The 20,248-nt window shown below is 65.5% G+C and carries 35 protein-coding genes and 1 pseudogene; 24 read left to right on the top strand and 12 right to left on the bottom strand.

Translation table 11 applies throughout. From position 1 onward, the window contains the following. The first annotated feature begins 8 nt into the window (after positions 1 to 8). On the top strand, positions 9 to 515 hold the full coding sequence (locus AC1DKN_RS06075; RefSeq protein ID WP_476870725.1) for a hypothetical protein: 507 nt from the start codon (positions 9 to 11) through the stop codon (positions 513 to 515). A 387-nt stretch (positions 516 to 902) separates the two neighbouring features. Here AC1DKN_RS06075 and AC1DKN_RS06070 read toward each other — a convergent pair whose 3' ends face one another. Then, positions 903 to 1,499, bottom strand: coding sequence for a hypothetical protein (locus tag AC1DKN_RS06070; RefSeq protein WP_476870724.1), 597 nt, complete (start codon positions 1,497 to 1,499; stop codon positions 903 to 905). A 1,692-nt stretch (positions 1,500 to 3,191) separates the two neighbouring features. On the opposite strand from AC1DKN_RS06070, the gene AC1DKN_RS06065 reads away from it, so the two are divergent. Further along, a complete protein-coding gene (locus tag AC1DKN_RS06065; protein WP_476870723.1) occupies positions 3,192 to 3,710 on the top strand; it encodes a hypothetical protein in 519 nt (172 codons plus the stop codon). Positions 3,711 to 3,782: 72 nt separating this feature from the next. Here the strand turns inward: AC1DKN_RS06065 and AC1DKN_RS06060 are convergent, their stop codons facing one another. After that, positions 3,783 to 3,968: a YegP family protein gene (locus AC1DKN_RS06060; protein ID WP_476870722.1), complete on the bottom strand. Its 186-nt coding sequence runs from the start codon at positions 3,966 to 3,968 to the stop codon at positions 3,783 to 3,785. Positions 3,969 to 4,060: 92 nt separating this feature from the next. After that, positions 4,061 to 4,561, bottom strand: a complete 501-nt coding sequence (locus AC1DKN_RS06055; protein ID WP_476870721.1) for a hypothetical protein — start codon at positions 4,559 to 4,561, stop codon at positions 4,061 to 4,063. A gap of 178 nt (positions 4,562 to 4,739) precedes the next feature. Between AC1DKN_RS06055 and AC1DKN_RS06050 the strand changes: the two genes are divergently transcribed. The 10 genes from AC1DKN_RS06050 to AC1DKN_RS06005 all read left to right on the top strand — a co-directional run bounded on the left by AC1DKN_RS06050 (position 4,740) and on the right by AC1DKN_RS06005 (position 9,402). Continuing rightward, positions 4,740 to 5,129, top strand: coding sequence for a hypothetical protein (locus AC1DKN_RS06050; protein ID WP_476870720.1), 390 nt, complete (start codon positions 4,740 to 4,742; stop codon positions 5,127 to 5,129). Positions 5,130 to 5,281: 152 nt separating this feature from the next. Continuing rightward, the gene (locus AC1DKN_RS06045) at positions 5,282 to 6,019 is read left to right on the top strand and encodes a hypothetical protein (protein ID WP_476870719.1); all 738 of its coding nucleotides are present in this window, start codon (positions 5,282 to 5,284) and stop codon (positions 6,017 to 6,019) included. A 104-nt stretch (positions 6,020 to 6,123) separates the two neighbouring features. After that, on the top strand, positions 6,124 to 6,357 hold the full coding sequence (locus AC1DKN_RS06040) for a hypothetical protein (protein WP_476870718.1): 234 nt from the start codon (positions 6,124 to 6,126) through the stop codon (positions 6,355 to 6,357). Further along, positions 6,354 to 6,980 carry a hypothetical protein gene (locus tag AC1DKN_RS06035; protein ID WP_476870717.1) on the top strand — a complete coding sequence of 209 codons (627 nt, stop codon included), beginning with the start codon at positions 6,354 to 6,356 and terminating at the stop codon, positions 6,978 to 6,980. Before AC1DKN_RS06040 ends, AC1DKN_RS06035 begins: the two co-directional genes overlap by 4 nt. Then, the gene (locus AC1DKN_RS06030) at positions 6,977 to 7,300 is read left to right on the top strand and encodes a hypothetical protein (protein ID WP_476870716.1); all 324 of its coding nucleotides are present in this window, start codon (positions 6,977 to 6,979) and stop codon (positions 7,298 to 7,300) included. The genes AC1DKN_RS06035 and AC1DKN_RS06030 overlap by 4 nt, the downstream gene beginning before the upstream one ends. A 37-nt stretch (positions 7,301 to 7,337) precedes the next feature. Beyond that, a complete protein-coding gene (locus AC1DKN_RS06025) occupies positions 7,338 to 7,655 on the top strand; it encodes a hypothetical protein (RefSeq protein WP_476870715.1) in 318 nt (105 codons plus the stop codon). 39 nt (positions 7,656 to 7,694) lie between these two features. Continuing rightward, the gene (locus AC1DKN_RS06020) at positions 7,695 to 8,186 is read left to right on the top strand and encodes a hypothetical protein (RefSeq protein ID WP_476870714.1); all 492 of its coding nucleotides are present in this window, start codon (positions 7,695 to 7,697) and stop codon (positions 8,184 to 8,186) included. 8 nt (positions 8,187 to 8,194) lie between these two features. Next, a complete protein-coding gene (locus AC1DKN_RS06015) occupies positions 8,195 to 8,692 on the top strand; it encodes a hypothetical protein (protein WP_476870713.1) in 498 nt (165 codons plus the stop codon). A gap of 60 nt (positions 8,693 to 8,752) precedes the next feature. After that, entirely contained in the window at positions 8,753 to 9,004 is a 252-nt protein-coding gene (locus AC1DKN_RS06010) for a hypothetical protein (protein WP_476870712.1), read from the top strand. A 65-nt stretch (positions 9,005 to 9,069) separates the two neighbouring features. Further along, complete coding sequence (locus AC1DKN_RS06005; protein WP_476870711.1) at positions 9,070 to 9,402, top strand: hypothetical protein; 333 nt, start codon at positions 9,070 to 9,072, stop codon at positions 9,400 to 9,402. 157 nt (positions 9,403 to 9,559) lie between these two features. Here the strand turns inward: AC1DKN_RS06005 and AC1DKN_RS06000 are convergent, their stop codons facing one another. Both AC1DKN_RS06000 and AC1DKN_RS05995 read right to left on the bottom strand, forming a co-directional pair. Beyond that, positions 9,560 to 10,525, bottom strand: coding sequence for a hypothetical protein (locus AC1DKN_RS06000; protein ID WP_476870710.1), 966 nt, complete (start codon positions 10,523 to 10,525; stop codon positions 9,560 to 9,562). A 226-nt stretch (positions 10,526 to 10,751) separates the two neighbouring features. Further along, positions 10,752 to 10,877, bottom strand: a complete 126-nt coding sequence (locus tag AC1DKN_RS05995) for a hypothetical protein (RefSeq protein ID WP_476870773.1) — start codon at positions 10,875 to 10,877, stop codon at positions 10,752 to 10,754. Between AC1DKN_RS05995 and AC1DKN_RS05990 the strand changes: the two are divergent. The 4 genes and pseudogenes from AC1DKN_RS05990 to AC1DKN_RS05975 all read left to right on the top strand — a co-directional run. Further along, positions 10,826 to 11,026: pseudogene (locus AC1DKN_RS05990) on the top strand (phosphotransferase); the annotation flags it as partial. The gene AC1DKN_RS05995 and the pseudogene AC1DKN_RS05990 sit on opposite strands and share 52 nt — an antisense overlap. 48 nt (positions 11,027 to 11,074) lie before the next feature. Next, on the top strand, positions 11,075 to 11,206 hold the full coding sequence (locus AC1DKN_RS05985) for a hypothetical protein (RefSeq protein WP_476870772.1): 132 nt from the start codon (positions 11,075 to 11,077) through the stop codon (positions 11,204 to 11,206). Positions 11,207 to 11,215: 9 nt separating this feature from the next. Then, the gene (locus AC1DKN_RS05980) at positions 11,216 to 11,854 is read left to right on the top strand and encodes a hypothetical protein (RefSeq protein WP_476870709.1); all 639 of its coding nucleotides are present in this window, start codon (positions 11,216 to 11,218) and stop codon (positions 11,852 to 11,854) included. Further along, entirely contained in the window at positions 11,851 to 12,042 is a 192-nt protein-coding gene (locus tag AC1DKN_RS05975) for a hypothetical protein (RefSeq protein WP_476870708.1), read from the top strand. Before AC1DKN_RS05980 ends, AC1DKN_RS05975 begins: the two co-directional genes overlap by 4 nt. A 57-nt stretch (positions 12,043 to 12,099) precedes the next feature. Here AC1DKN_RS05975 and AC1DKN_RS05970 read toward each other — a convergent pair whose 3' ends face one another. Then, positions 12,100 to 12,300 (bottom strand): hypothetical protein, encoded by a 201-nt coding sequence (locus tag AC1DKN_RS05970; RefSeq protein ID WP_476870707.1) that lies wholly within the window; start codon positions 12,298 to 12,300, stop codon positions 12,100 to 12,102. A 244-nt stretch (positions 12,301 to 12,544) separates the two neighbouring features. Here AC1DKN_RS05970 and AC1DKN_RS05965 point away from each other — a divergent pair, with 244 nt between their 5' ends. After that, positions 12,545 to 12,748 (top strand): cold-shock protein, encoded by a 204-nt coding sequence (locus AC1DKN_RS05965; RefSeq protein WP_091256599.1) that lies wholly within the window; start codon positions 12,545 to 12,547, stop codon positions 12,746 to 12,748. 18 nt (positions 12,749 to 12,766) lie between these two features. Here the strand turns inward: AC1DKN_RS05965 and AC1DKN_RS05960 are convergent, their stop codons facing one another. The 4 genes from AC1DKN_RS05960 to AC1DKN_RS05945 form a co-directional block, all read right to left on the bottom strand. After that, complete coding sequence (locus tag AC1DKN_RS05960) at positions 12,767 to 13,033, bottom strand: hypothetical protein (RefSeq protein ID WP_476870706.1); 267 nt, start codon at positions 13,031 to 13,033, stop codon at positions 12,767 to 12,769. A gap of 106 nt (positions 13,034 to 13,139) precedes the next feature. Then, complete coding sequence (locus tag AC1DKN_RS05955) at positions 13,140 to 13,508, bottom strand: hypothetical protein (RefSeq protein WP_476870771.1); 369 nt, start codon at positions 13,506 to 13,508, stop codon at positions 13,140 to 13,142. Between the two features lie 16 nt (positions 13,509 to 13,524). Next, a complete protein-coding gene (locus AC1DKN_RS05950; RefSeq protein WP_476870705.1) occupies positions 13,525 to 14,454 on the bottom strand; it encodes a tRNA nucleotidyltransferase/poly(A) polymerase family protein in 930 nt (309 codons plus the stop codon). A gap of 33 nt (positions 14,455 to 14,487) precedes the next feature. After that, a complete protein-coding gene (locus AC1DKN_RS05945; RefSeq protein ID WP_476870704.1) occupies positions 14,488 to 15,303 on the bottom strand; it encodes a hypothetical protein in 816 nt (271 codons plus the stop codon). Positions 15,304 to 15,441: 138 nt separating this feature from the next. On the opposite strand from AC1DKN_RS05945, the gene AC1DKN_RS05940 reads away from it, so the two are divergent. Next, entirely contained in the window at positions 15,442 to 15,834 is a 393-nt protein-coding gene (locus AC1DKN_RS05940) for a hypothetical protein (RefSeq protein ID WP_476870703.1), read from the top strand. Next, positions 15,806 to 16,252, top strand: coding sequence for a hypothetical protein (locus AC1DKN_RS05935; RefSeq protein ID WP_476870702.1), 447 nt, complete (start codon positions 15,806 to 15,808; stop codon positions 16,250 to 16,252). The genes AC1DKN_RS05940 and AC1DKN_RS05935 overlap by 29 nt, the downstream gene beginning before the upstream one ends. 427 nt (positions 16,253 to 16,679) lie before the next feature. On the opposite strand, the gene AC1DKN_RS05930 is transcribed toward AC1DKN_RS05935, so the two are convergent. Then, positions 16,680 to 16,835 carry a hypothetical protein gene (locus AC1DKN_RS05930; RefSeq protein ID WP_476870701.1) on the bottom strand — a complete coding sequence of 52 codons (156 nt, stop codon included), beginning with the start codon at positions 16,833 to 16,835 and terminating at the stop codon, positions 16,680 to 16,682. A gap of 453 nt (positions 16,836 to 17,288) precedes the next feature. On the opposite strand from AC1DKN_RS05930, the gene AC1DKN_RS05925 reads away from it, so the two are divergent. After that, positions 17,289 to 17,462 carry a hypothetical protein gene (locus AC1DKN_RS05925; protein ID WP_476870700.1) on the top strand — a complete coding sequence of 58 codons (174 nt, stop codon included), beginning with the start codon at positions 17,289 to 17,291 and terminating at the stop codon, positions 17,460 to 17,462. Between the two features lie 263 nt (positions 17,463 to 17,725). On the opposite strand, the gene AC1DKN_RS05920 is transcribed toward AC1DKN_RS05925, so the two are convergent. Continuing rightward, positions 17,726 to 18,244, bottom strand: a complete 519-nt coding sequence (locus tag AC1DKN_RS05920; protein ID WP_476870699.1) for a hypothetical protein — start codon at positions 18,242 to 18,244, stop codon at positions 17,726 to 17,728. Positions 18,245 to 18,393: 149 nt separating this feature from the next. On the opposite strand from AC1DKN_RS05920, the gene AC1DKN_RS05915 reads away from it, so the two are divergent. Genes AC1DKN_RS05915 through AC1DKN_RS05900 form a run of 4 tightly spaced genes read left to right on the top strand, consistent with a single transcriptional unit; the run spans position 18,394 to position 19,452 of the window. Then, positions 18,394 to 18,534, top strand: a complete 141-nt coding sequence (locus AC1DKN_RS05915) for a hypothetical protein (RefSeq protein WP_476870698.1) — start codon at positions 18,394 to 18,396, stop codon at positions 18,532 to 18,534. Positions 18,535 to 18,572: 38 nt separating this feature from the next. Further along, entirely contained in the window at positions 18,573 to 18,812 is a 240-nt protein-coding gene (locus tag AC1DKN_RS05910) for a hypothetical protein (RefSeq protein ID WP_476870697.1), read from the top strand. Continuing rightward, the gene (locus AC1DKN_RS05905; RefSeq protein WP_476870696.1) at positions 18,812 to 19,006 is read left to right on the top strand and encodes a hypothetical protein; all 195 of its coding nucleotides are present in this window, start codon (positions 18,812 to 18,814) and stop codon (positions 19,004 to 19,006) included. The genes AC1DKN_RS05910 and AC1DKN_RS05905 overlap by 1 nt, the downstream gene beginning before the upstream one ends. Before the next feature lie 41 nt (positions 19,007 to 19,047). After that, positions 19,048 to 19,452 (top strand): hypothetical protein, encoded by a 405-nt coding sequence (locus AC1DKN_RS05900; protein ID WP_476870695.1) that lies wholly within the window; start codon positions 19,048 to 19,050, stop codon positions 19,450 to 19,452. The last annotated feature ends 796 nt before the right edge of the window (positions 19,453 to 20,248 follow it).

The raw sequence follows: 20,248 nt of genomic DNA, 5'->3' as shown, positions 1-20,248 counted from the left end.
TTGATCTGATGGAGGCAATCTTGATGGATGAAGGGGCCGCCGAACTGGCGCAACGAGAAGTCGTGGCAGCGCTCACCGACGCTATCGAGGCCATGAATACGGACGTCTCTCCGCAACTCGCACGAGCGGTCGCTGCAACCGTCCGCTTTAAGAAGGAGATCGCCCGTGATTATGGGCTCCTCTCTGAAGTGGAAGTCCGCCGGGCGCTGGACCTGAACGCCGAGAATGAGCTTCCAAATTTATTCTCCGTCCCCTATCGAAAGCAGAAGCTTTACCCGGGTTTCCAACTCGAGCCGGCGGACGGAACCGGCCACCAAAGAGTCAGGCCTATCATCGGTCGGATAAAGGATCTCGCTCGCGAGAGGAGCTGGAGCGACGAGGACGTGGTTTTCTCGCTCACCAGTCCGACGACCTATCTCGGTGACGGCCGCTGCTTCGCCGCACACCTGCTCGACGGCTATGACACGGAATCCCTGTTCAGAGCTTTCGAGGAGAAGATGTCTGTCGTGTGGTAAAGCCCTATCCATTCGCTATCCGGCTTCGGTGGGAGGCGGAACGACGGGTACGTGGGGGGCCTTTGAGCAATGCAGTGCACGCGGCGGGCTCCGTGGTCGCCTCGCGCCAGCCCCGCCCTGTGGCCGGCCCGGCTGCGCCTGATGACCTGAAGGCCTCCTAGAAAGCCGGGGCCTACTCCGGGCACCCGGTGACCGTGCTGGGCGCCATCGACGGCGTGGAACTGATCCGCCTCCACACGGATGGCATCCGGCACCCGCAGCGGAGCCGACAGCGTCGGCGCCTGTCCACGGCGCCGAGGAGCAGAGCGAGTACGCCGTGACTGCCCAAACCATCTAGGGCAGCAAAAGGCCCCGGTCCGTTCAAGCGGATCGGGGGCTTTTTGCTGTTCAGACGTGCCGATTCTCCCGGGAGAACCCGATGCCCATGACGACGAGAACGGGGGTCGCCAGGAGGACGGTGACGAAGAGGATTGCCCCGCCGGTAAAGGGAATCGCCAGGAGAGCTGTAAGCAGGGCGAAGCCAGCGAAGGTTATGGTCGTAATCGGTGCGCCGCGCGTTGTCCCGCGCTGCATGGCGAGCAGCACGATGCCAGCCGTGATGTTGCCCAGGCCTGCCAGGAGCAGAAGGAGCCCGCAAATTGAATTGGCGGCGAACCCAACGGACGACCCCATTAGCAGGAAGAAGCCGAGCACGATGCCGACGATGCCCGCAGCTAGCCGGTAGCCGGAGGACTTCGGTTTTGGCGGCGTCTGGCCCCACTGCGGGGCGGACTGCTGAGGCGGATAGGGCGCGTACTGCGGCTGTCCGTACTGCTGCTGCCCGTAGCCGGGCGGCGTGTATGGCTGCGGCGGTCCGTACGGCGGCTCGTTACCCGGCGTGGGACCGTAAGGACCGTGCGACGGGTAGTTGCCTTGCCCGGGTTGGGGCCAGTTGGCGTACGGGTGCTCGGGTGCAGGCGGTACCGGCGGGACGTTCTCGGTCAATGTTCCCCCATCAATAAGGTAGTGAGCGATTCGAAGCCAGATTGCAGCCAGCGAACTCCCAGAACAGAAGACGCACCGGGGCCGACGTGAAGATGACGTCCTTCCTGGCCGTGCAGGACGGTTCGGGCTCCAGCACAGTCGCCTTAAAGACGCCAGTTTGCCCAGACTGTCAGCGTCCGGTCCCGATGCTCATCAGACGTGAAGCTGACCGCGAGCCAGCCACCCCCGCCGGGTTAATGGCGACGACAGTGAACGCGGTGGCCTTGACGACTAGCTCCACCAAATGAAGTCGGAAGCCGTGAGGACACCCCCGACTGCCGGTTCCCGCCGTGGCGGCGCGCCGCGCACAGGATGATCGACGGGAGCGAGCCCTCCGGGATTTTCCTCCGATGCCAAGTGAGCCCTTACGGTTAGCCTTCCGGGCTCGGCGAAGAGGTTTCCACGCCCGCGCACGTGTGCTGGACCGACTCCAGCGTCACCTACCTACCACTTGTCGACGCCCTAGGTCCTTCATTTGCGGGGCGTCCTTTGAACGTCGAGGGGTCCGGATGAAATCCGCGGCTCCTATGAACGTACGACAGACTCTTCCCAAGGATGAACACAATAGGCGGCATGGATTTCGGTCTTGTCCAGAGATCGGGGCGTCCTTTGAACGTCGAGGGGTCCGGATGAAATCCGCGGCTCCTATGAACGTACGACGGGCACTTCCCGACTGATCAAGACGAAATCGGCGTGCGGTGACAGTGGCGTGGCGTGTATTCGGTTTTGTGTTTCCCGCCGGACGAGCCGTTGGGTGGAGTCCTTACCGATCACGCTGGCGGTCCCCGCTTCATCCCGAACTCTTTGGCCGGGCCTGAAGCCTCTCAACGTGAGACATTACATGCAAGATGACAAAAGCAAAACACGGCAAATCCGGAGTCCACCACGGACGGAGGATTCGTAGTTTTCGGCCGTGCCGCGTCCCCGTCCCTGAGGTCAAACAAGGCCATGTCCTCGAGGACGAACGCAGAAAAGGGCGCCCGGGGTGCAAATGCGCCAAACAACTGTTGACCGACCAGTGGCGACCAGGTGGCGACCACCTGGTCGCCACATTTTTCCGCGCCAGCACTGGGAAGGAAGGCCCTTATATATATAGAACCGATCAAACCGATCAGTTAACTACTACTACATAGGAGGCCCCTCTCTTTCTCCCCTGAAGTCCTCTCCTTCTCCCTCTAGGGGTACATCCCCCCGGTCGGTTTGGTCGCCACATCCGTTTTCGGACCCCAACTTCCGCGCCAATAAAGGAATGCATGGCCATAAAATGTGGCACACCATGGTCGGTTCCCGGTCGGCACGTGTGGGTCATTTGGCCGCCACAAAGCCCAAACGACGAAAAACGGGTGAAGCGGCCATCGTGCACGAGCCGTCCCAGTGCGCAAGAGAAGCGAAAAACGTCCCTCGGAGAGGGGTTGGACCCCTGGCCGTACACTTGGGGGTCCATGGCCCAAGGCCTCTGCCCACGCAGGCTGGCAGCGGTCTTGCGGTCGCCTCCCCGGCACCTTGGCCGGCCCTGGTCTGGTCAACCAGAAACCCGCAGGCGCATATTCGGGAGAATCACACCATAAATCCGACGTTTTCTCTGCGTCGGCCGCTGCTGGTGATCACAGCTGCGGCGCCCATCAGGGCTGCCTGGCGGATAGGATCGCAGGCATGCGTAAATATCTTGCCGCCATTGGGGTAGCGGCGGTCCTCCTGACCGGCTGTTCAGCCCAGGCCAGCACCTCTTCAGCTCCGGCCCCGGCCAGCGCGGCCCCGGCCGTTGCGACGCCCAGCCCAACACCCACCCCGACTGCCGCTGCGGACGCCACCTCGGTTGCCACCGCGGTGAAGTCCAAGGTCAAGTCCATCACCAAGGTCACGACCGTTACCGAGGCACTGGACACGAACAAGCTCCTGGGCCGGCCCAACCAGTACACCTCGGTGGCTTGGATCACCGATTCCGGGGCGACGGCCGGTGAGACTGGCGTTGACGGCGGTGCCGCCGTCGAGGTGTTCGCCACCCCGGAAGACGCCAAGGCCCGGTCCGAGTACATCCTGGGGGTGCTGAAGAAAATGGGACCGGCTTTCGGGACCGAATGGCATCACCTGGACGGCGCGACCCTGCTTCGAGTTAGCGGCAAGCTCAGCCCGAGCGTGAACGCCCAGTACACCGCCGCCTTCGGCAAATAGTTCTCCGACCAACAACGAAGCCCGGCCACCCTGCATTGGGCGGCCGGGCTTCCTCATGCCGTGACGGCCCGGTCAGGACTCCTCGGTGAGGTCCACGACGTCGGAGCCGGCGTTCTTTTTCACGGACTCGACCCCGTGCATCGCGCTGGCTTTCGTCTTGTAGCTTTCCGAGGACGCGATCACCTCACCGTTCGCCGCCTTCAGCCGGAACCGGAATCCGCCGGACTTGTCTTTGTAGACCTCGTATTTGCCTGCCATGGGACGCTCCTTTGCATCGGTGAATCGGGCCGGGCGGCCGCTGGGTCACAGGCTACTACCTGCAGCCCGGGCCGGGATCGGGAATGTCGCGCCTATGGCGCCAGCAGCGCACAGACGTCCGTTACTTTGCCCGGGCCGGTCATTCCCCCGTTCGGGTACACCGGCCCGAGCTGAGTCCAAGTCACCTTGCCCACGGAGAGGAAAATGCCCGGAGTACCGTAACTGGCCTGAACCACCATCAGGTTTCTTCCGGTCGCCGTAAAGACCAGGTCAAAGGGCTCGAATTGAAGCGCCGTCTTCCTGCTCCCGTTGAGTGAGTAACTGACAGTCTTCGGTGTCGACGTTAGGGCCGTCAGGGTCATGGTGGAATCGACACCGGTTTCGGTCCAGAGCATGTAGGGCTTCGAATCGTGAAGGTGATGAAGCTGGAGTATGAATTTGTAAGAGCCCGAGGACACGGCCTCGACCTTGAATCCGGGGCAGTCGACTATGTCCGTTGACGTGCCCAATGGGATAGGTGGCTCGGCGGCGGCCGAGCCCGAGCCTGCGAGAAGGGCGAGCAGGAGGGTGATTGGTATAAGGGCGCGCTTCATGGGGGTGCTCCTTGGTAGCTTGCGAAAAAGTCCCCCCACGGGAACGGGAAAATCCCTGACGAACGTCCGCGCATCATAGGCCCGCATCGCGAAGCCGACAAGCGTAGTACCTACTCGCTTAGCGAAGCCGGCTCATTGCGGTCCGCCAACGGTGAGCCGCGCGAGGACATCCGCACACATGAAGCCCATGACATCCCTTCGTGATGAAGCCCAGAACCCCGAGACCCCTGCAGCGCGCCTGCACGAGCTGATCCACCTGCCCGGCAACCGGGCCGATGGCGACTCGGATGCCGGCTGGTGCCGGGAAGATGTCGCCGCGAACCCGTTCGCGTCCCTGGAGACCCTGCAGGAGCTCGCCGCCGACCAGGAGGACTCGATGGCCCGGTTCAACGCGGCCCGGAACCCGTCCCTGGACGACGGCACCCTGCAGCTGCTCGCCGACGACCGCCTGGATTTCATCGCCAACGCTGCCCGCCAGCGACTCGGAATGCCGCTGCGGGCCCGTCCCGGACTCCACATCCTCGGGGTGCCGCCCGTCGAACCGAGAACCGGGCGGACGAGCCGCTGATCGAATGGGCGGGTCGGCACCGCAATACCCGCAGCCCCCGTAGCTAGCATGAGATCGGACGTCCGTACATCACGTGCCACGGGCCCAAACGGGCGGCAACTTCAGCCCAGCGTCGGATAAGCAGAACCAAAACGAAAAGCATAAGGCAGACAGTGACAAAGCGTTCCAAGACTTTGGTGAGAGACCACTTGATCATCAGCGCGGTGGTGTTGCTCCCAACCCTGGCGATCATGGTGTTCAAGCCAACCGCGCAACCGATTGTGGAGGTCTTGTTGTTGCTGGCGGGACTCAGCGCGGGTGCGTTATTTCTGCGATTCGGAGTGCCCCGCGTCTGGATGGTGCACTTGGTCCTCTTGGCGTTCCTGGTCATCACGTTCGTCCTGGGCAACTACTTCGCAGGATGGTTCGGTGGCTTCATCGCCGGATCGAATCTTGGAGTGGTCTGGCGCGCGCTGGCGACGAAAGAGAAGGGCAAGTACCCCTGGACCGTTGACGGCAAGGGTTATGGCACTGTCACCGGAGCGCGGAAGGTAGCTATTGCCGCCTTGCATTCCCTGGACGGGAACAAGAAGTGGCGGCTCACCGTCGAACACGGCTCGGCTCGTTTCGACGCTTCGGGTAGCTCGGCCACGGGTCTGCTGTGCCACCGAACACCCGACGCCGACGTGGTCGGCTCGTGGGCGATCCTGGAGCGAACCGATAAGACAGGAACCGGGACGGTAGGCTTCCCGATGGGCGGACTCAACGGATCCATTCCCTCACAGTTCGTCATTGCGCTTGAAACTGCGGAGGCTGAGCTTGAGAGGTTCCTCCAGGATGTAGATGGCTCCCCGCTTGGTCCAGCGTGGAACACCGATGAGATCGCCGAAGACCTGCACTTTGGCTCCTAAACACTCGGGCATTCCGACCTTCTGGCGCTGGACGAATCTGAGGAGCGATTCACCCCGGTCACTGTCCGGTGACCGAAGCCCGGTCGTCCGCACACATGACCGGCATGGAAGCCTCTCAGCCCTCTGATACCCCGATCGCCGCCGGGCACGTCATCGACCGCCTTGCCCTGGCTCAGAACCCGGACACCGAACCGCAGGATCTCTGGCAGCTCATTGACGACCCGAACACCACGGTCGCCAACACCGCCCGAGACCGCCTGAACCTGGCCTTGCGCCGGCTCGAGGGCGTGCACATCCCGGTCATCGACCCGAAGACCGGACGGGTCATCAAGCCGTGAGCGGCGGATCATTCGACTACCTGTGCATGTCTTTCGACCTGGACGCCCTGCTGGACCGGCAGGAGCAGCTCGAGAGCATGGCAGCGAAGCTCCGCGAATGGGGCTATGACGGCGCCGCCGACGAAACCGACGCAGTCCGCACCGAGGTGCAGCTGCTCAAGACCTCCGTCCTGGACCGCGTTGAGCGGCTCCGCGCCGTCTGGAAAGCCGTCGAATGGACCGTCTCCTGCGACTGGGGACCAGGCTCAGTGGCCCGGGCCGTGCAGGAGCTCGCCCATACCAGGACCACAGAGACGACGGGTTCTGGCCTCACCCGGATGCAAGGCGTCTTCGTGCCGCTGCAGCGGCACTGGATTGCGACCGTCATGGACACACCTGAGGACGTCGCCTACCTGTACGAGCAGACCGGCCGGAAGCCCGACTTCACCGGCTTCTTCGACCGCGGACAGACGTCCATCCGGCTCGCCGGCGCCGTATTCCTGGAAGAACTCAACATCGCCAGCCGGCCCACCGGAAATTGGAAACTGCTGCTCAAGAACGAAATGAACGAAGACTTCTCCCACACCGATGACCTCGCCGCCCGGCTGGCCGTCGGCGACCTGCCCCGGAACGGAACCCCATGAGCCCGCGCGCCTACGACCTGATCGGTGACATCACCGCACCCGCCGAGATCTTCCCGCGACTCGACGCCCTGGGCTCAATGGTCGACAGCCTTCGGGAACGCGGACACCACGACGCCGCAGACGAGACCGCTGAGCTCCTGGAAGAATCGCGGGCCTTCGCCGCGACCATGCAGGCCCGGTCCTGCCGCCTGCGCCGGATCTGGAAGGCCGTCGAAGTGGCGTCCGAACCTGTCACGGACACGGCCGCCGCCACGCGGAATATCACCGTGGCGGCACTTGACTACCGCGCCGTCAGGGAACAGGGCACACGGCGGGTCTGATCGCCGTGAAGCCGCGGGCGCCGTTACGATCGGTGCCATGAGCACAACGCACGAAGGCTGGCCGCCACGCCCGAGCTGGGCCGACAAGGAAGCCAGCACCGGGTTCGCCAACGCCGACGATGATTCTTCTGAGAATGACACCGAGCGTCACTTCCTCCTGGAGGTCACGGTCGGTGAATCCACGGCCCGGGTCGATGAATACCACGTCCGGCAGGAAGGCGAAGAAGGCGCCGGGCTCATCGATAAGCTCGGCCCGTTCGTGAACTTCTCCCCCGAGGACCTGACCCCGGACATGGCCCGTGACACCCTGACCGCCCTGACGCAGCTGCTCGCGAAGTACGACGCCACCGCCTGACCGGGAAGCTTTACAGGCCCTGCCCCACACATAGGGTGCATGGAACCGTTCAGCATCATCAAGACCCCCGAAGAGCTCGCCGCGCTGCGCATCGACGCGATCGTCTGCCCGCCGCGGATCCCGTCGTCCGCACTGCGAAAGGTTTGGGCCGGGGTTGTGCCCAACGGAGGCCGCAGCGACGTGTATGTCGGCTTCGAATCCACCAGTAAGTGGGGCATCGATCAGGCGTGGAGCATTCTGACCATGCACTGCCCCGCCGACGCCGACGAAGTCTCGGTTCTGTGGGACCCGGCCGCGGCCGCTCCCGAGCCGCTGAAGCCCAGCTCGTGGCGGACCACCATTCCGGGCCGCCGGCCGCTCCGGAAGGCCCATACCTCGCTGGGCTATGCGAAGGCCGCGGTCACCCACGCGATGTACAACGGCGTCGCCCACGAGGACATGGTGCTCGAGGAGCTCAACCCGGCCACGGGAAAGTTTGAAACCCTGTTCGCGGTCCCGAAGGGGACGCCCAAGACCCAGATGCCCTGGTAGGAGACGCCATGCAACCGTTCCGCACTGTCCGCTCCGAAGCGGAGCTCGAAGCCGTCGCCACCGACTCCCTCGCCTCCGGCGCGTACTGCCTGAAGTCCATCCACGAGAAGACCGGCCCCAACACCTGGGTCGAACCAGGCTGTGAAGAAGAAGACACCACCGCGGCGCTCTGGGAAATGCGCACTGGTGCCTACGAGACGATCATCCTGGATGAGGACCGGGAAGTCTGGGTCCTCATCGATGCTGCGGCCCCGCAGCCGGACCGCCCGCCCCGCGACGAGGTCTCCCCCGACTACCTCACCCGGGCCCGTCTGGGTGACCGGAACACCGAATGGGTCACCCACGCAAGCCTGGCCGAAGCCCGCGCCGAGATCGAATCACTGATCGGCACCGGGACCGCCGCCGACAACATAGTCATCTACGCCCGCGAGGACAAGAACCGCATCGATTTCTACCCCGTCGAGCACATTGAGGCCGGCACCACGGCGAGGGCCTTGCCTTGGTAGGGCACATCGCTATTCTGTAGCCACAGCATCTTCGCTGCACCCATGACCGGAGGTTCAGCGATGCCTCAACATCCCGACGAAGTTATCCGCCACACCCGCGAGGATCTGATCCAGGCGCTGGCCGACGAGCTCGGCTCCACACCGGATGACGCCAGGATCCATGACGCGTTCGAACAGGTCATCGACGAGCTGGCCTTCGCCTCCTTCGACCCGGACGCGGTGTACGCACGGTACTTCCGCGACGGGCCGGTCGCCACGGATCTGGACCTGCTCGCTGTGAGGGGCTGGGCCAAGGGCCGGCTGCTGCTGTAACCGGCGGTGAGGTCTGCCGAGTTCTCCGCACACATGAGGGGCTGAACCGCCCCGATTGGAGATCCATGACTGACATCAAGCTGAAGCCCGTGACCCCCGACAAGCTGAACAGGCCCGCCTGGTTCCGCACCCGCACCGCCGAACTCGGACCGGACCAGAAGGCCGGTGAGGGTGCCGCGTCGCTGCTGACCGCCGACGTCTACCTCGACGGGGAACGCATCGGCTCCGTCACGGGCGCGCTCAAGCCCAACAGCGCCGTCCGCGAATGGGCCCCGGACCGCATCGGCACCGGCATCAAGCAGCACGGCACCACCCGGTTCCATGCCATCGACGCCCTCGTCCGCACCCACCTGACCGACCTGCAGCATTTCGGGGCGGCGTCCTGGAGGGCCGCGTAGGCCGCGATTAGTTTGCGCGCGTTCACGCAGCGGGCCGCGCGCAGGGCGTCGCCGTCCACTGGGAGGCCGTCGGGGTAGCCCTCAATAGCGGTGCGCCGCTTTCGCGGAAGGTGATCAGGATCTTCATGGCCCTTTATGTGTACGGCGGCACCCCCGGTCAGAGCCCGGGCCGGCATTCTCCCTGGCCGAGGACGGCCAGGCCGTTGAGGTCCCCGGCCTGGTAGGTGGACACCCCTGGAACACCTGTCGGGTTCATCAGCTGGCTCGGGTTCTGGACGTGGTCCAGGCCCACGATGTGGGCGAGTTCGTGTTCGATGGTTGCGCGGGCCTGCGCCCGACCCTCCCGGACGATCAAAGACTGCATGGCGGGCCCGTTCAGCTCCAGCTGGCCGCTGACGTAGGTGACCTCGGACCCCTCACGGCTGACCGCTTCGCTGCCGGCCATGCCCATGACGTTGGTTCTCGTGGCGTAGTTGGTGAAGCTGGGCTCCTCGGCGGTGGTCTCCCAGGCGATGAGCACCGGCGCCCACCGGTCCCCGTACCGCGCGGGCTGGTAGGACTTGTGCTGCGGCGCCGGAGCCTCCGTGGTGGCACCGTCGTCGATGAAGACCAGCCCGGTCGCGCGGGAGACCGCGGCGATGGCTTCCTTGATCAGCTGCGGTCCGGCGGCGGGCTGGTTGGCGGCGCGGGTGACGTAGTGGATGGGCCGGCATGGGTCATAGGCGGCCGGCTGCTTGTCCTTGCCGGTGAGCAGGAAAGCGTAGGAGTCGGACTTGGCGGTCACCGTCGCGGGACGTCCCAGCGGCGAAGAGGACTCTTCGCGGCCCGGGGTCGGGTGATCCGTGGCAGCGCGAGGTTTGGTCACCGCAGGAGCCGCCGGATGAGCCTGCACCGGTGTCTTGGGCATAGTGGGGTCCGGGACGCTGTGATAAATCAGGCCGTCGGTCTCGGCGGGTGCGTCGTCGGCGGCGGCGGGTTCTGCCGGGCCGCCCAGCAACGCCGACGGCTTCAGGTCACCGTGAAAGTACAGCAGGACACCGCACAGAAGCACGCCGGCGGCCAGAACGGCGACGGCCTTGAAAAGGCGGAGCGGCCACGGAGTCGGCGCGGACGGAAGTCCCACACGTCAGAGGAGGTGATCTGGTTGGCGTACAGGCCGGGAGGCGGCGGGGAGGCGTGCCAGTCCGCAGGCCAGGGCGGGGCCGGGTTGTCGGCCGTTTCTTCAAGCTTCCACAGCGGAATCCGCTTCGTTTCTACGGGCTCACTCATTTGCGCCTATTCCCCCAAATCGTCGGCTCCGGTGTCAGCGTAAGGGATTCCGGGGCGGCGCACCACGTCCAGGGCCGCTTTCACCCCGGATTCGTAGCTGTTGGCGGCGTCGCCGCGGGGCGCGCGACCCGGACCACCCAGACGGTGGCGGCGTATTCGCGGTGGATCCGCTGCCGGGCCTCGGCGAGCTCCTTCTCGGCAGCCATCCGCAGCTCGTGCGACGACCTGGGCGGCCGTCCATGAGGACGCGCACACTTGGAACGTCATCAACACTGGCGACGGTGCCGTCCTCTTCGATTTCGACACGGTCTGCTGGGCGCCGAGCGTCTGGGACCTCGCCCACCTGCTGAACCGGGGCGGCACGGCAGGGAACACCGGCTACACGGCTGAGGAGCTCGCGGCCTTGTTCCCTTTCACGGCTGCCGAGGTGTCCGCCGCGCTCCATCTGCGCCAGGTCGCCGCCGCAATCGCACGCGAACACCGGGAGCACGCCACGCCTGTCTCGGTGCCTGCCCCTGTACGGGCCGCGGCCTAGGCTGGACCCATGCCGCCAACACCGGCCCGGCTTGCCCCCGTACCCCTGGAGTGGTGGCAGAACGTAGCCTTGTTCAGCCCTGTCGCTGTGCTCGTGGCCGCCCTGATCGCAGCGCTGATCAACTGGCGGATCCTCAAGCAGCGCACTAGGTCCGACGCCGCTGCACTCGAACAGAAGCGGGAAGCTGACCGGAACGCACTCGACCAGAAGACGGCCGCCGATAGCCGGGCCGAGTGGTGGCGGCGCGCCCAATGGGCACTGGAACAGGCCCTGTCCGATGATGAAGACACCAAAACGCTGGGCCTGGCCACCCTGGACGTCCTGGCCCACAGCGAGCTGGCCCGAAAAGAGGAGTTGGAACTCTTCGACATCGCCTGGAAAACTGTCAACGGCTCTGCGGAGGTCGAAGCTGCAGTGGACCCCGGAATTCCGCAGCCTCTGAAGACCCGGGTTTATTTTCATACACCTGACGACACGATCATGGAGCTGGAGGTGGGAACATCGATCACTGGCGAAGACATGCAGGAACTGGGCGAATACCTCCGCCACCACGAGGGACAGCCCTGGTTCGGTCCCGTGGACTCTGATGAGAACATGGGCGACAATGAAGGCACGGACCCCGGCGAGCACGAGGAGGACAAGCGATGAGCACCAGCACATCGGAACCGAAGAACGACCATGCTCCTCGGCACGTCTCCGTGAAGGTTTCCGGCCCAACGACGCCATCCCAGCACCGTGTCCAGGTTGCCGCGGCCAGGCTGCGCGTAACGCTCGATGAGCGCCTTGGGCGGCCGACGCCGGCTCAGACGAAGGCCCTCGCCAAGGAAGATCTCTAGGGACTCTGACCCTCGTGACGGCGCCGGGTTCTTCCCCGACGGCGGGCCCGCGTCAGGCTAGTACAGGTCCGGCCACGAATCGCGGTCGAAGGGCAGCGGGGCCGGTTCGATGACCGGGTCCGCGTAGATCTCCGGCGGCCATGGCCCGTGGAATCCGTTGGTGATCATCCGGCCCGGCTCCCAGACCTCTCTCGGGTCCTCGTTTCCCACAATGGGCGCGGCAAAGCTGAACACAGTGCCTTCTGCTGGTTTGGCCAATGTTCCCCACGGATCGGTAGCGTGTCGCCACCGCGGCCCTACGGGACCGCCATTACCGCGCCGGCTGTCCCCGGCGCACTGGTTCATTAACGACGGCGTTGTGCCTTTGGTTCCGTCCCAATCTTCCACTTCTGGCGCAATCTATTGCCCGCAGTTAGAACCCGCACATAGGCTCAACCTTGTGAGTGGCGGGGACGGCAATCCGAATAGCGGAACCGACCAGCGACCCGTGAAGGAAATGAGCATGGCTACAGGTACGGTCAAGTGGTTCAACGCCGAAAAGGGCTTCGGATTCATCGCCCCCGACGACGGAAGCGCTGACGTGTTCGCACACTATTCGGCAATCGCCTCCAGCGGTTACAAGTCCCTGGACGAGAACCAGAAGGTTCAGTTCGACATCACTCAGGGTCCCAAGGGACCCCAGGCGGAGAACATCCAGCCGCTCTAAGCAATCCCGAGAGACTGGTCAGCCCACGCGGCCGGCCAGTCTCTCGCTGCGTAAAGGCCCTAATGGACAGGTGGCGGCACGCAGCGCCAGCGCCGCTGCCTTCTCGGCTTTCTGCCGGGCCTTCTGAGCGGCGGCCTTCTCCTCCCGGTCTTTGAGCCATTTCGCCTGGGCTTCGGCGTGCCGGCGGGTTGCTTCGGCCACAAGGGCCACCTGGTTCTCCGCCAGCCAGACCTTCACGCCGGCCTCATCGGTGAACGCCCCGTCATCCCGGGCTTCCTCGCTCATCGTGACGATGTGCGACCACAGCGGACCGCGCGGGATCCCGGCGTCGGCCAGGTACGGGCCTTTAGCAGGGTCGTGGTGACGGCCCCTTCGCTGCCGAGCCGGTCGGCTACGGCCAGCCAGTCCGGCAGGTAATCCCGGCCCCGGCGCGCCCCCTCACCCCTGCCGGCCTTGTCGGCTTCGACCAGCCGCGCCGGGTCTGCAGGGTCGGGCCGCCGTTGGCGTGGTCCAGGCGGCGCATCAGGCCCCGGACGGCGGAATCACTGATCTCCACGTCCCCGCCGGGCGTGTGGCGCATGTGCCGGTCGATCAGCGGCAGGATCTTCTCCACGTACCGCCCGGGCGCGCCGATCCGCTCCAGGAAGTCCCGTGCCGGTTCGACGCCGGTCTCGGCGTGACCGCCGGAGGTGATCCGACCGTTCTTGATCACGGTGGAGTGGGCCTTGCCGAAGTCATGGGTGATGGCAGCCGGGACCAGGATGGAGGTCTCTTCCTCATCGAGCCCGTCGCGGCGCGCGATGGCGGCCGCCTGGTCCCCGGCCTTCCGGGTGCCAGATCAGGTCTTGCGGGACGCCACGGGTCGCGGCCAAGCCCGGGAAGTGGTCTTCCCAGCCGGCGGCGTGCAGCGCCTGCAGGGCCTTGGAGATGTGGGTGCCCTCGACGGTGAGCTTGCGGAACTGCTTCCACACCCCGTCCTTGTGCAGCTGGTGGAACGTCGGCGCCATCTCCCGGCACAGCTCCGCCGTCTCCGGGGCGAATTCCATGCCGAAACGCCCGGCGAATTGGACGCCTCGAAGAACGCGCAAAGGGTCCTCTGCGAAGTGGTCGCTCGGGTGGCGCAGGATGCCGGCCTCGAGGTCGGCACGGCCTCCGAACGGGTCGATGAGCTCGCCGGTGGCGTTGTCCCGGCCCATCGCGTTCATGGTGAAGTCGCGCCGGCCGAAGGCGTCCTCGAAGCTCATCTCCGGGTCGGTTTGGACGACGAAGCCGCGGTGCCCGTCGCCGGTCTTGGAATCCCCCCGCGGCAGGGTGACATCGAAGTCCTGGCCGTTCAGGGTGGTGTTGAAGACCCCGAAGCTCTGGCCGAACTCCTGCACGTCACCGGGCAGCGCCTTCCAGACCTCCTTCTTGGAGAGCCCGTACACCTCGATGTCGACGTCCATGGAGTCCACGGTCCCGTTCCCGGCACGGGACAGTAGCCCGTCGCGGACGGCGCCGCCAACGATGAGCGGGCGGCCGCCGGCGGCCCGGAGGGAATCCAGCACCTCGCGGGTTTCCGGTGTAAGCTCGATCAGATCCGGGATGACTGCCCCGGCCGGACGCAGCGTGAGGTCACCTTCGGCATGGGCGTAGGCGGCGTACTCGCCGCCGGCAGGAATACCCCGGGGCTGGCGCGGTGGAATCGGGGCAGATGTTTTGGTCATGCCTGTCTGTGTGCGGCCGGCCCCCTTTCGGCGCTACCGCTTGGCCCAGTCCCCGCAGCCGTCTGTGTTGAAAGTCTGCCCCTCGGCGAGAGTCACTTGTGGGAACCCGCCCTTGACGAAGTAGTCGTAGGCGATGGAATCCTTGCCGTTGCTGCCTGTCCGGGTGATCTTCCAGGAGCAATCGCCGACAACGGCCTGGGTAGTCCGATACGTCCCGGGCTCGAGGTCTGTCCCGACGGTCCATGTCCCTTCCCCGAAGGTTTTCACCGGAGTTTCCTTGACCGCGACTTCCGCTTCCCGTTTGGCGACAGCGTCCTCGCGGGCCTTCAGCTTCGCGGCCGCCTCGGCTTCCAGCTGGGCGCTGGTGGTCGGAACCGGAGCTGAAACCGGAGCCGGCTGGGCCGAGGCTGATCGTGAGCCGCTGGCGCCAAATGCCATGGTGCCGAGCAAAGCGCAGCACAGACCCGCGATCGCCACCCAGCCGGCAACCCTCTGCGTGGGAAGTCCCGCCCAGGACGGCCGCCGGAAGACGATCGCATAAAGGGCTGTCAGGAGGGCCGTGAGCCCGGTGACGACCAGGATTCCCTCGCCCTGACCTTGGCCGGTCAGCGTCAGCAGGATGAGAACAAGAATGCTGGCCGTGATCCAGAAGGAAGGTCCGAAGGGGCCCCTCGGCGTCTTCGCAGGGGGCTGTGGCGGCCACTGGCCCGGAGGTGGCCCATAGTGCGGGGGCTGCCCCTGCCCGGGGCCGGGCTGGTACGGTCCGGGTCCGTACGGCTGCGGCCGATGCTGCGCATAGGGCGGCGGCGCCTGCTGGCCGTACTGAGGCGGAGTGTTCGGGTCGGTCATGTTTCCCCCACGGAAGGTCTGGGTCGCGGCTCGCGACGACGCCACATTAGCACCGGCCGCTGCTTCATCTGGTGAGTTACGACGCGCCCGCCGCACACATGAGCGGCACAGCGACCGACGAACTGAAAGATTTAACCCATGAGCAATGCCCCCGTCGTCACCGCCGAAGGGGTGGTGTCTATCCTCGAGAGGGTGGCGTCATCCTTCAGCAACTGCCTGGACGTGTCCTTGACCGCCGGGTTCGACGAGTTCGGTGAGCGCGTGGTCTTCACCGTCAACAACGCCGGCAAGCCGGCCGACGCGGGTGCCGAAGCGGCGTTCATGAAGATCCTGCGGGAACACCAGGACGTTGTCGCTGACCGACTTGCCGATGCCCGGGCCCTGTCCCGGCTCAGCGGCGAAGACGTCGAGGTCCACGTCTCGGACCTCTCCGACCACCCGGCCTGGGCAGCCTTGTCGCTGACCGCCGGCCCCACCCTGCCTGATGAGGAGGACGACTTCGATGACGACTTTGCTGACGAAGACCTCTAGCCCCGCCGCCCTGGCCACCGAAGTTTCGACCGGCCGGTTCCGCGAATGGACCGTCACCCTGGCGCCGACCCACAAGGTCCGCGATATGGCCAAGGACCGCCCGTTCACCGCCGACCTTGCCATCATCAGGATCAGCGCCACGGAGGAGGACGCACCTTTCACGGTGCTCCGCGTGGACCTGCTCGGCAACGGGAAGAAGAAGCGCCTGTCCCGCCAGTACCGCAACGATGTGGCCAACCCGAACTTCAGCATCCTGGCCGCCCCGGCCTGGGTCCGCGACCTGTTCGCGGACGTCACCGGCGTCCCCGAGCTGGTCAACGCCTATGCCGGCCCGGCCCTGGGTGCCGGGGGCTACGCCGAATACACCAGTCCGGATGTCCGGTTTCCAGCCCCTGATGAACTGCGGGTGATTGCATGATCCGCTCGCAACAGACAAATGCGTGACCGACATGCGGGCTTCCGCACCGCATAATGGTTTCCGGGCCAGCAGAGTCTGCCGACTAACGAATACCGACTCGGCGACGGAACGCCACGCTACAGAACCCGCTCCGAAGGCTACACGCCCGAGGAAACTGCCCCGGCTGCGGTGGGCGTGGAAGAAGCCGCCGAAGGCGCCGCACGGCATGGCCTAGACGAAACGGCGGCCGCCATCGACCGTCGGCTCACCAGTTCTTGGCCGGCAATGCCAACCAACTCGTCACGCCTATGCCGGCAGCGCACCCGGAAAAACTGGCGGCCGCCCGTGCCCTGGTCAAACTGCACCTGGGCAGCCAGCAGCAACGGAGGCTGAAGACGCAGGCTCTACGGGACAAGCGCCTGCCGGCGACAATACGCCGGCGCCGGTCTTACGGCACGCCCGCGACGTACTCGCCCTGCGGATCATCCTCATCGTCGGCCTCATTGCCCTGCCGACCTACATGGTAGCCACACACCGGGACGACCTGCTCAAGCTCGTCTTCGTCGGCATCGGGTGCATCGGGGTCGCGATGACCGGCGGGCACTACTTCACCTTCAGGGGACCCGGCGAGGGCGAAGGGCATCACGTTTCACGCCCCGCTAGGCTTGAGCCAGAGTCGCGTATCGATGAAACGTTTGGCGGACGAGGAGGAAACGACGATGGTTCCACCTGCGGGCCCCTCTGACGAGACCGACCACGATGAAGTTGGGCCTGATTATTCACGGGAAACCGTCGCCGCCCTATTCCGCGCCCTTGAAAGCGTCGAGGCCGACGTCTCACCCCAGCTTGTCCGGTGCAGGCGACGATCAACGCGGTCAAGCATGTCGGACGTGAGTTCGGGTTTCTGACAGAGACTGAAGTCCGGGATGTCGCCGGTCCTAAGAACTCGTCGGACGCGCATGATTTCGCTCTGCAGTACCGGGGCCAAGAGTTGTACCCTGGATTTCTGTTTGAGCCGTCATCCAGCGGTGTCGGGTCGATGAGAGTTCGCCCGCTTATGAAGGACTTGAAGAAGATCGCGGATGAGTACGACTGGAACGGCAGGGACATCGTCTTTTGGATGGCGTCTCCGACGACATGGTTCTCGGACGAGGGCCGCCCTGTCGATCACCTTGACGAGCCTGCCCGGGTCATCGCCGCCTTCAAAGACGCGGCCAGCGCACAATGGTGAGCCCAGCGTATTGCGCCGTCAAGCACCTGAGAACAGGACCCGATGACGGAAAAGCACCTGCAGTTCTACTCCGAATCGCTTGACATGACTTTCCCCGGCTGCCGACTCGACCGATCCGACTTTGTACGAGGCCTTGACGGCACTAACCGAGATCAGTTCTGTCCCTCCTCCCCTGCGGTAGACCTTGAGAGGGACTCAACCGGGGTTCGACGCTCCGAAATGAACGCTAAAGAATACTGGGCGGCTTCACCACAGGCTGGCGCCTATTTTTCGACGAGGCCGATATTGAGCCCGTCGTCAGGGTGGTAGGTCCAGGAGACGCTGAAATTGTCCCACGATTCGCGCTGGGTGCCGTCCAGTGCCCGCGTCTTGCCCATCTCGGCGCGGATGAAGTCGGGAACATGGATGTTGTTGAGGACGCAGTCGATCTTCTGCATGGGCAGGCCCGAATAGTCCTTTTCGCCCTGCCCGTCGAGGGACAGACTGCGGTCGCCGTCCCCGAGCTTCGTGCCGGGCTCACCGATGATGTCGCACCCGCCGGCTGCTTCCTTGAGCGGGCGGATCTTCGAGGCCGCGGCCTGGGCGGCGGCCTCGGCGCTGGCCTTGGTCTTGGTGTTGGCGTCGTTGATGACGCTGGTGGTGATGGCCGTGCCGGCGATTCCGAGGATGGCGCCGAGGAGGAAGCTGGCGCCCGCGATCAGGAGTGTCCTGTTGGCTGGCTTCCGGTCCGCGGCTGGCAGCGCCTGCGCCGGCGCGTGGTTCGGCATTTCGGGCATGGTCATGGATTCCCCCTGAGGTGCAAGTGATGGCCGCAGGATTGACCGGCCTCAGTGATATTACCCAGCGCCGGCGCATAACGGATTCTTCCCCGCTGTGCGGGGCGTTGTGTGTCCCGGAGAGGTTTCGCGCTCCTGCCTCAAACATGGGGGCCATGGAACACTCCGAGACGGAGACCAACACCTATGACCCCGCCGCCTTGTCCGACGCGACCGACCTTCTCGGCTACCTCGGCAGGTCCGGAGGCACCGTCCCCGGCGGCTTGACGACCGGAGTGGGCGGCGTCACGCCGTAACGGTGACGGCGGCGCCCCGGTCCGCACACATGAGGTGCATGTACTTCCTCACCCATCCCACCAGCTTCTCGTACGCGCTGATCGCCGCCGGCTTCATGTTCACCCTCGCGTCCATCGCCCTCACCTCGCTGAGCACGTTCAGAGATGACCGTGTCCCCGTGGGTGACACCGTCATGGCCGGCCTGGGCGTGACCGCCGGCGGCATCCTGATGGCTCTCGGTGTGACCCCGCTGCTCTGGGCTCCGGCCTCCTCCTTCTTCTCCGGTGCCGGACTCTGATGACGCCGCTGGACTACGTTGCCCTCATCGCCGGGTTCCTCCTCGGCCTCGCCGTCTCCCGCCTCGCCATCAAGGCGCTGCGCCTGCACCACGCGGTCACTGACATCCCTGCCGGCGCCAGCCTGCCGACCGCGGTTGATGCCTCCGAGCGCGGCGACCTGGCGAGCATCCCGAAGCAGAACTTCTGGCGCTGAATGGTGCCCTCGATTGGCCCTGGCGGCGTTACGCTGACGCCATGAAGAACCGGTCCCTGGCTTCGCTGCTGATGATCCTGCCGCTGATTCTCGTCGGCTGCACCCCGGCCCCGACAGTCTGCCCGGCCGTCGGCTTCGTCAACCTGGACGCCGTGCAGCTCGACCTGTCGGGTGTCTCCGGCGCCCTCGCCGTCTCCGCCTGCTTCGGAACCGACGACCGCTGCGACCCGGTGCCGGTCACCCGCGACAGCTCCGGCCGGTGGATGGTTCCGCAGAAGCCCCCGTTCGTCCAGCCCGCCAACGCTCCGGTCCCGATCTCCCGGATCCGCGTCGTCGCCACCAGGCCGGACAAGTCCATCACCGATCACCTCTACGGGATCGAGCACACGCCGCCGCGCGGCGGCTGCGACAACACCTACGACCTCATCCCGGTGAAGGTCACCTGATCCCCTCGGCCGGTCCCGCCCCGGCCGCGCGATAGCGCCCACCCCTGGCCGATCAAAAGCGCCCGTCCCTCGCGCCGCCGCAGGCGGTGCGGTGTGCCGGCGATAGCCGTTGTGCCGGTCGAGTTTGGTTGCGGCTGGACCGGGTGTGGGCATATTAAGAGGACTCGGGGCTTCGCCCCTCGCCCCTTCGCTTCCCGGTTTGCTTCCCGTGACGAGGGGCTGAATGTTTCCTCCGTGCCGACAAGCTTCATGTTTCCTCGCGGCTGCGCCGCGGGCACCCGCTGCGCAGCTGCAGCGCGCTGCGCGCGCGGACGCCTGCGTGGCCGGCCGGGGTGCTTTTCCCCGGCCGCGACCCTTCTCCTGGTTCGCTGCGCTCACTGCGTCACCGGTCCGCTGTGCGTGTCGGTGGCGTCTCGTGTTCCCTGGGACGCTGCGCGTCCCCGATACGTCCCGTCCCTCTTTCCGCTGGCTGGTCGTTCACTCGTTCCGTTGACTCGCGGCTGCGCCGCGGGATGCGGGGTTCTCACCGGCGGTGTCTTGTGTCTCTGGCAGTGGCGCCGGCGGCGGGCGGGGAACGTCTCGGTGGCGTGATGTGGGTCGGCTCGCTGGCGTCTCGGTGGGCTGGCAGGGCTTCGCCCTGGGGAAGCTAACTGGTCGCTGGGGCGTTCTGCTGGCTGTTCGCAAACTAGCGGCTGCGCCGCAGGGAGCTTCATGGTTCAGGTGGCGTGCAGGTGCACGGTCCGGTGGCTTTTCGGTGAGCATTATGCTCAGCATCCGTTGTGCCAAGACGTCGAGC

Source organism: Arthrobacter sp. 01N444 (assembly GCF_056399305.1).
The sequence above is the reverse complement of the archived record's forward strand: the minus strand, read 5'-3'. Positions and strand labels throughout refer to the sequence as shown.

Bases quoted from the DNA above. Each gene is read 5' to 3' on its own strand.
- AC1DKN_RS06075 (WP_476870725.1), top strand. From the start codon at position 9: ATGGAGGCAATCTTGATGGATGAAGGGGCCGCCGAACTGGCGCAACGA.
- AC1DKN_RS06065 (WP_476870723.1), top strand. From the start codon at position 3,192: ATGCGTAAATATCTTGCCGCCATTGGGGTAGCGGCGGTCCTCCTGACC.
- AC1DKN_RS06060 (WP_476870722.1), bottom strand. From the start codon at position 3,968: ATGGCAGGCAAATACGAGGTCTACAAAGACAAGTCCGGCGGATTCCGG.
- AC1DKN_RS06055 (WP_476870721.1), bottom strand. From the start codon at position 4,561: ATGAAGCGCGCCCTTATACCAATCACCCTCCTGCTCGCCCTTCTCGCA.
- AC1DKN_RS06050 (WP_476870720.1), top strand. From the start codon at position 4,740: ATGAAGCCCATGACATCCCTTCGTGATGAAGCCCAGAACCCCGAGACC.
- AC1DKN_RS06040 (WP_476870718.1), top strand. From the start codon at position 6,124: ATGGAAGCCTCTCAGCCCTCTGATACCCCGATCGCCGCCGGGCACGTC.
- AC1DKN_RS06030 (WP_476870716.1), top strand. From the start codon at position 6,977: ATGAGCCCGCGCGCCTACGACCTGATCGGTGACATCACCGCACCCGCC.
- AC1DKN_RS06025 (WP_476870715.1), top strand. From the start codon at position 7,338: ATGAGCACAACGCACGAAGGCTGGCCGCCACGCCCGAGCTGGGCCGAC.
- AC1DKN_RS06020 (WP_476870714.1), top strand. From the start codon at position 7,695: ATGGAACCGTTCAGCATCATCAAGACCCCCGAAGAGCTCGCCGCGCTG.
- AC1DKN_RS06015 (WP_476870713.1), top strand. From the start codon at position 8,195: ATGCAACCGTTCCGCACTGTCCGCTCCGAAGCGGAGCTCGAAGCCGTC.
- AC1DKN_RS06010 (WP_476870712.1), top strand. From the start codon at position 8,753: ATGCCTCAACATCCCGACGAAGTTATCCGCCACACCCGCGAGGATCTG.
- AC1DKN_RS06005 (WP_476870711.1), top strand. From the start codon at position 9,070: ATGACTGACATCAAGCTGAAGCCCGTGACCCCCGACAAGCTGAACAGG.
- AC1DKN_RS05995 (WP_476870773.1), bottom strand. From the start codon at position 10,877: ATGGCTGCCGAGAAGGAGCTCGCCGAGGCCCGGCAGCGGATCCACCGC.
- AC1DKN_RS05980 (WP_476870709.1), top strand. From the start codon at position 11,216: ATGCCGCCAACACCGGCCCGGCTTGCCCCCGTACCCCTGGAGTGGTGG.
- AC1DKN_RS05975 (WP_476870708.1), top strand. From the start codon at position 11,851: ATGAGCACCAGCACATCGGAACCGAAGAACGACCATGCTCCTCGGCAC.
- AC1DKN_RS05965 (WP_091256599.1), top strand. From the start codon at position 12,545: ATGGCTACAGGTACGGTCAAGTGGTTCAACGCCGAAAAGGGCTTCGGA.
- AC1DKN_RS05960 (WP_476870706.1), bottom strand. From the start codon at position 13,033: ATGAGCGAGGAAGCCCGGGATGACGGGGCGTTCACCGATGAGGCCGGC.
- AC1DKN_RS05950 (WP_476870705.1), bottom strand. From the start codon at position 14,454: ATGACCAAAACATCTGCCCCGATTCCACCGCGCCAGCCCCGGGGTATT.
- AC1DKN_RS05945 (WP_476870704.1), bottom strand. From the start codon at position 15,303: ATGACCGACCCGAACACTCCGCCTCAGTACGGCCAGCAGGCGCCGCCG.
- AC1DKN_RS05940 (WP_476870703.1), top strand. From the start codon at position 15,442: ATGAGCAATGCCCCCGTCGTCACCGCCGAAGGGGTGGTGTCTATCCTC.
- AC1DKN_RS05935 (WP_476870702.1), top strand. From the start codon at position 15,806: ATGACGACTTTGCTGACGAAGACCTCTAGCCCCGCCGCCCTGGCCACC.
- AC1DKN_RS05925 (WP_476870700.1), top strand. From the start codon at position 17,289: ATGAAGGACTTGAAGAAGATCGCGGATGAGTACGACTGGAACGGCAGG.
- AC1DKN_RS05920 (WP_476870699.1), bottom strand. From the start codon at position 18,244: ATGACCATGCCCGAAATGCCGAACCACGCGCCGGCGCAGGCGCTGCCA.
- AC1DKN_RS05915 (WP_476870698.1), top strand. From the start codon at position 18,394: ATGGAACACTCCGAGACGGAGACCAACACCTATGACCCCGCCGCCTTG.
- AC1DKN_RS05910 (WP_476870697.1), top strand. From the start codon at position 18,573: ATGTACTTCCTCACCCATCCCACCAGCTTCTCGTACGCGCTGATCGCC.
- AC1DKN_RS05905 (WP_476870696.1), top strand. From the start codon at position 18,812: ATGACGCCGCTGGACTACGTTGCCCTCATCGCCGGGTTCCTCCTCGGC.
- AC1DKN_RS05900 (WP_476870695.1), top strand. From the start codon at position 19,048: ATGAAGAACCGGTCCCTGGCTTCGCTGCTGATGATCCTGCCGCTGATT.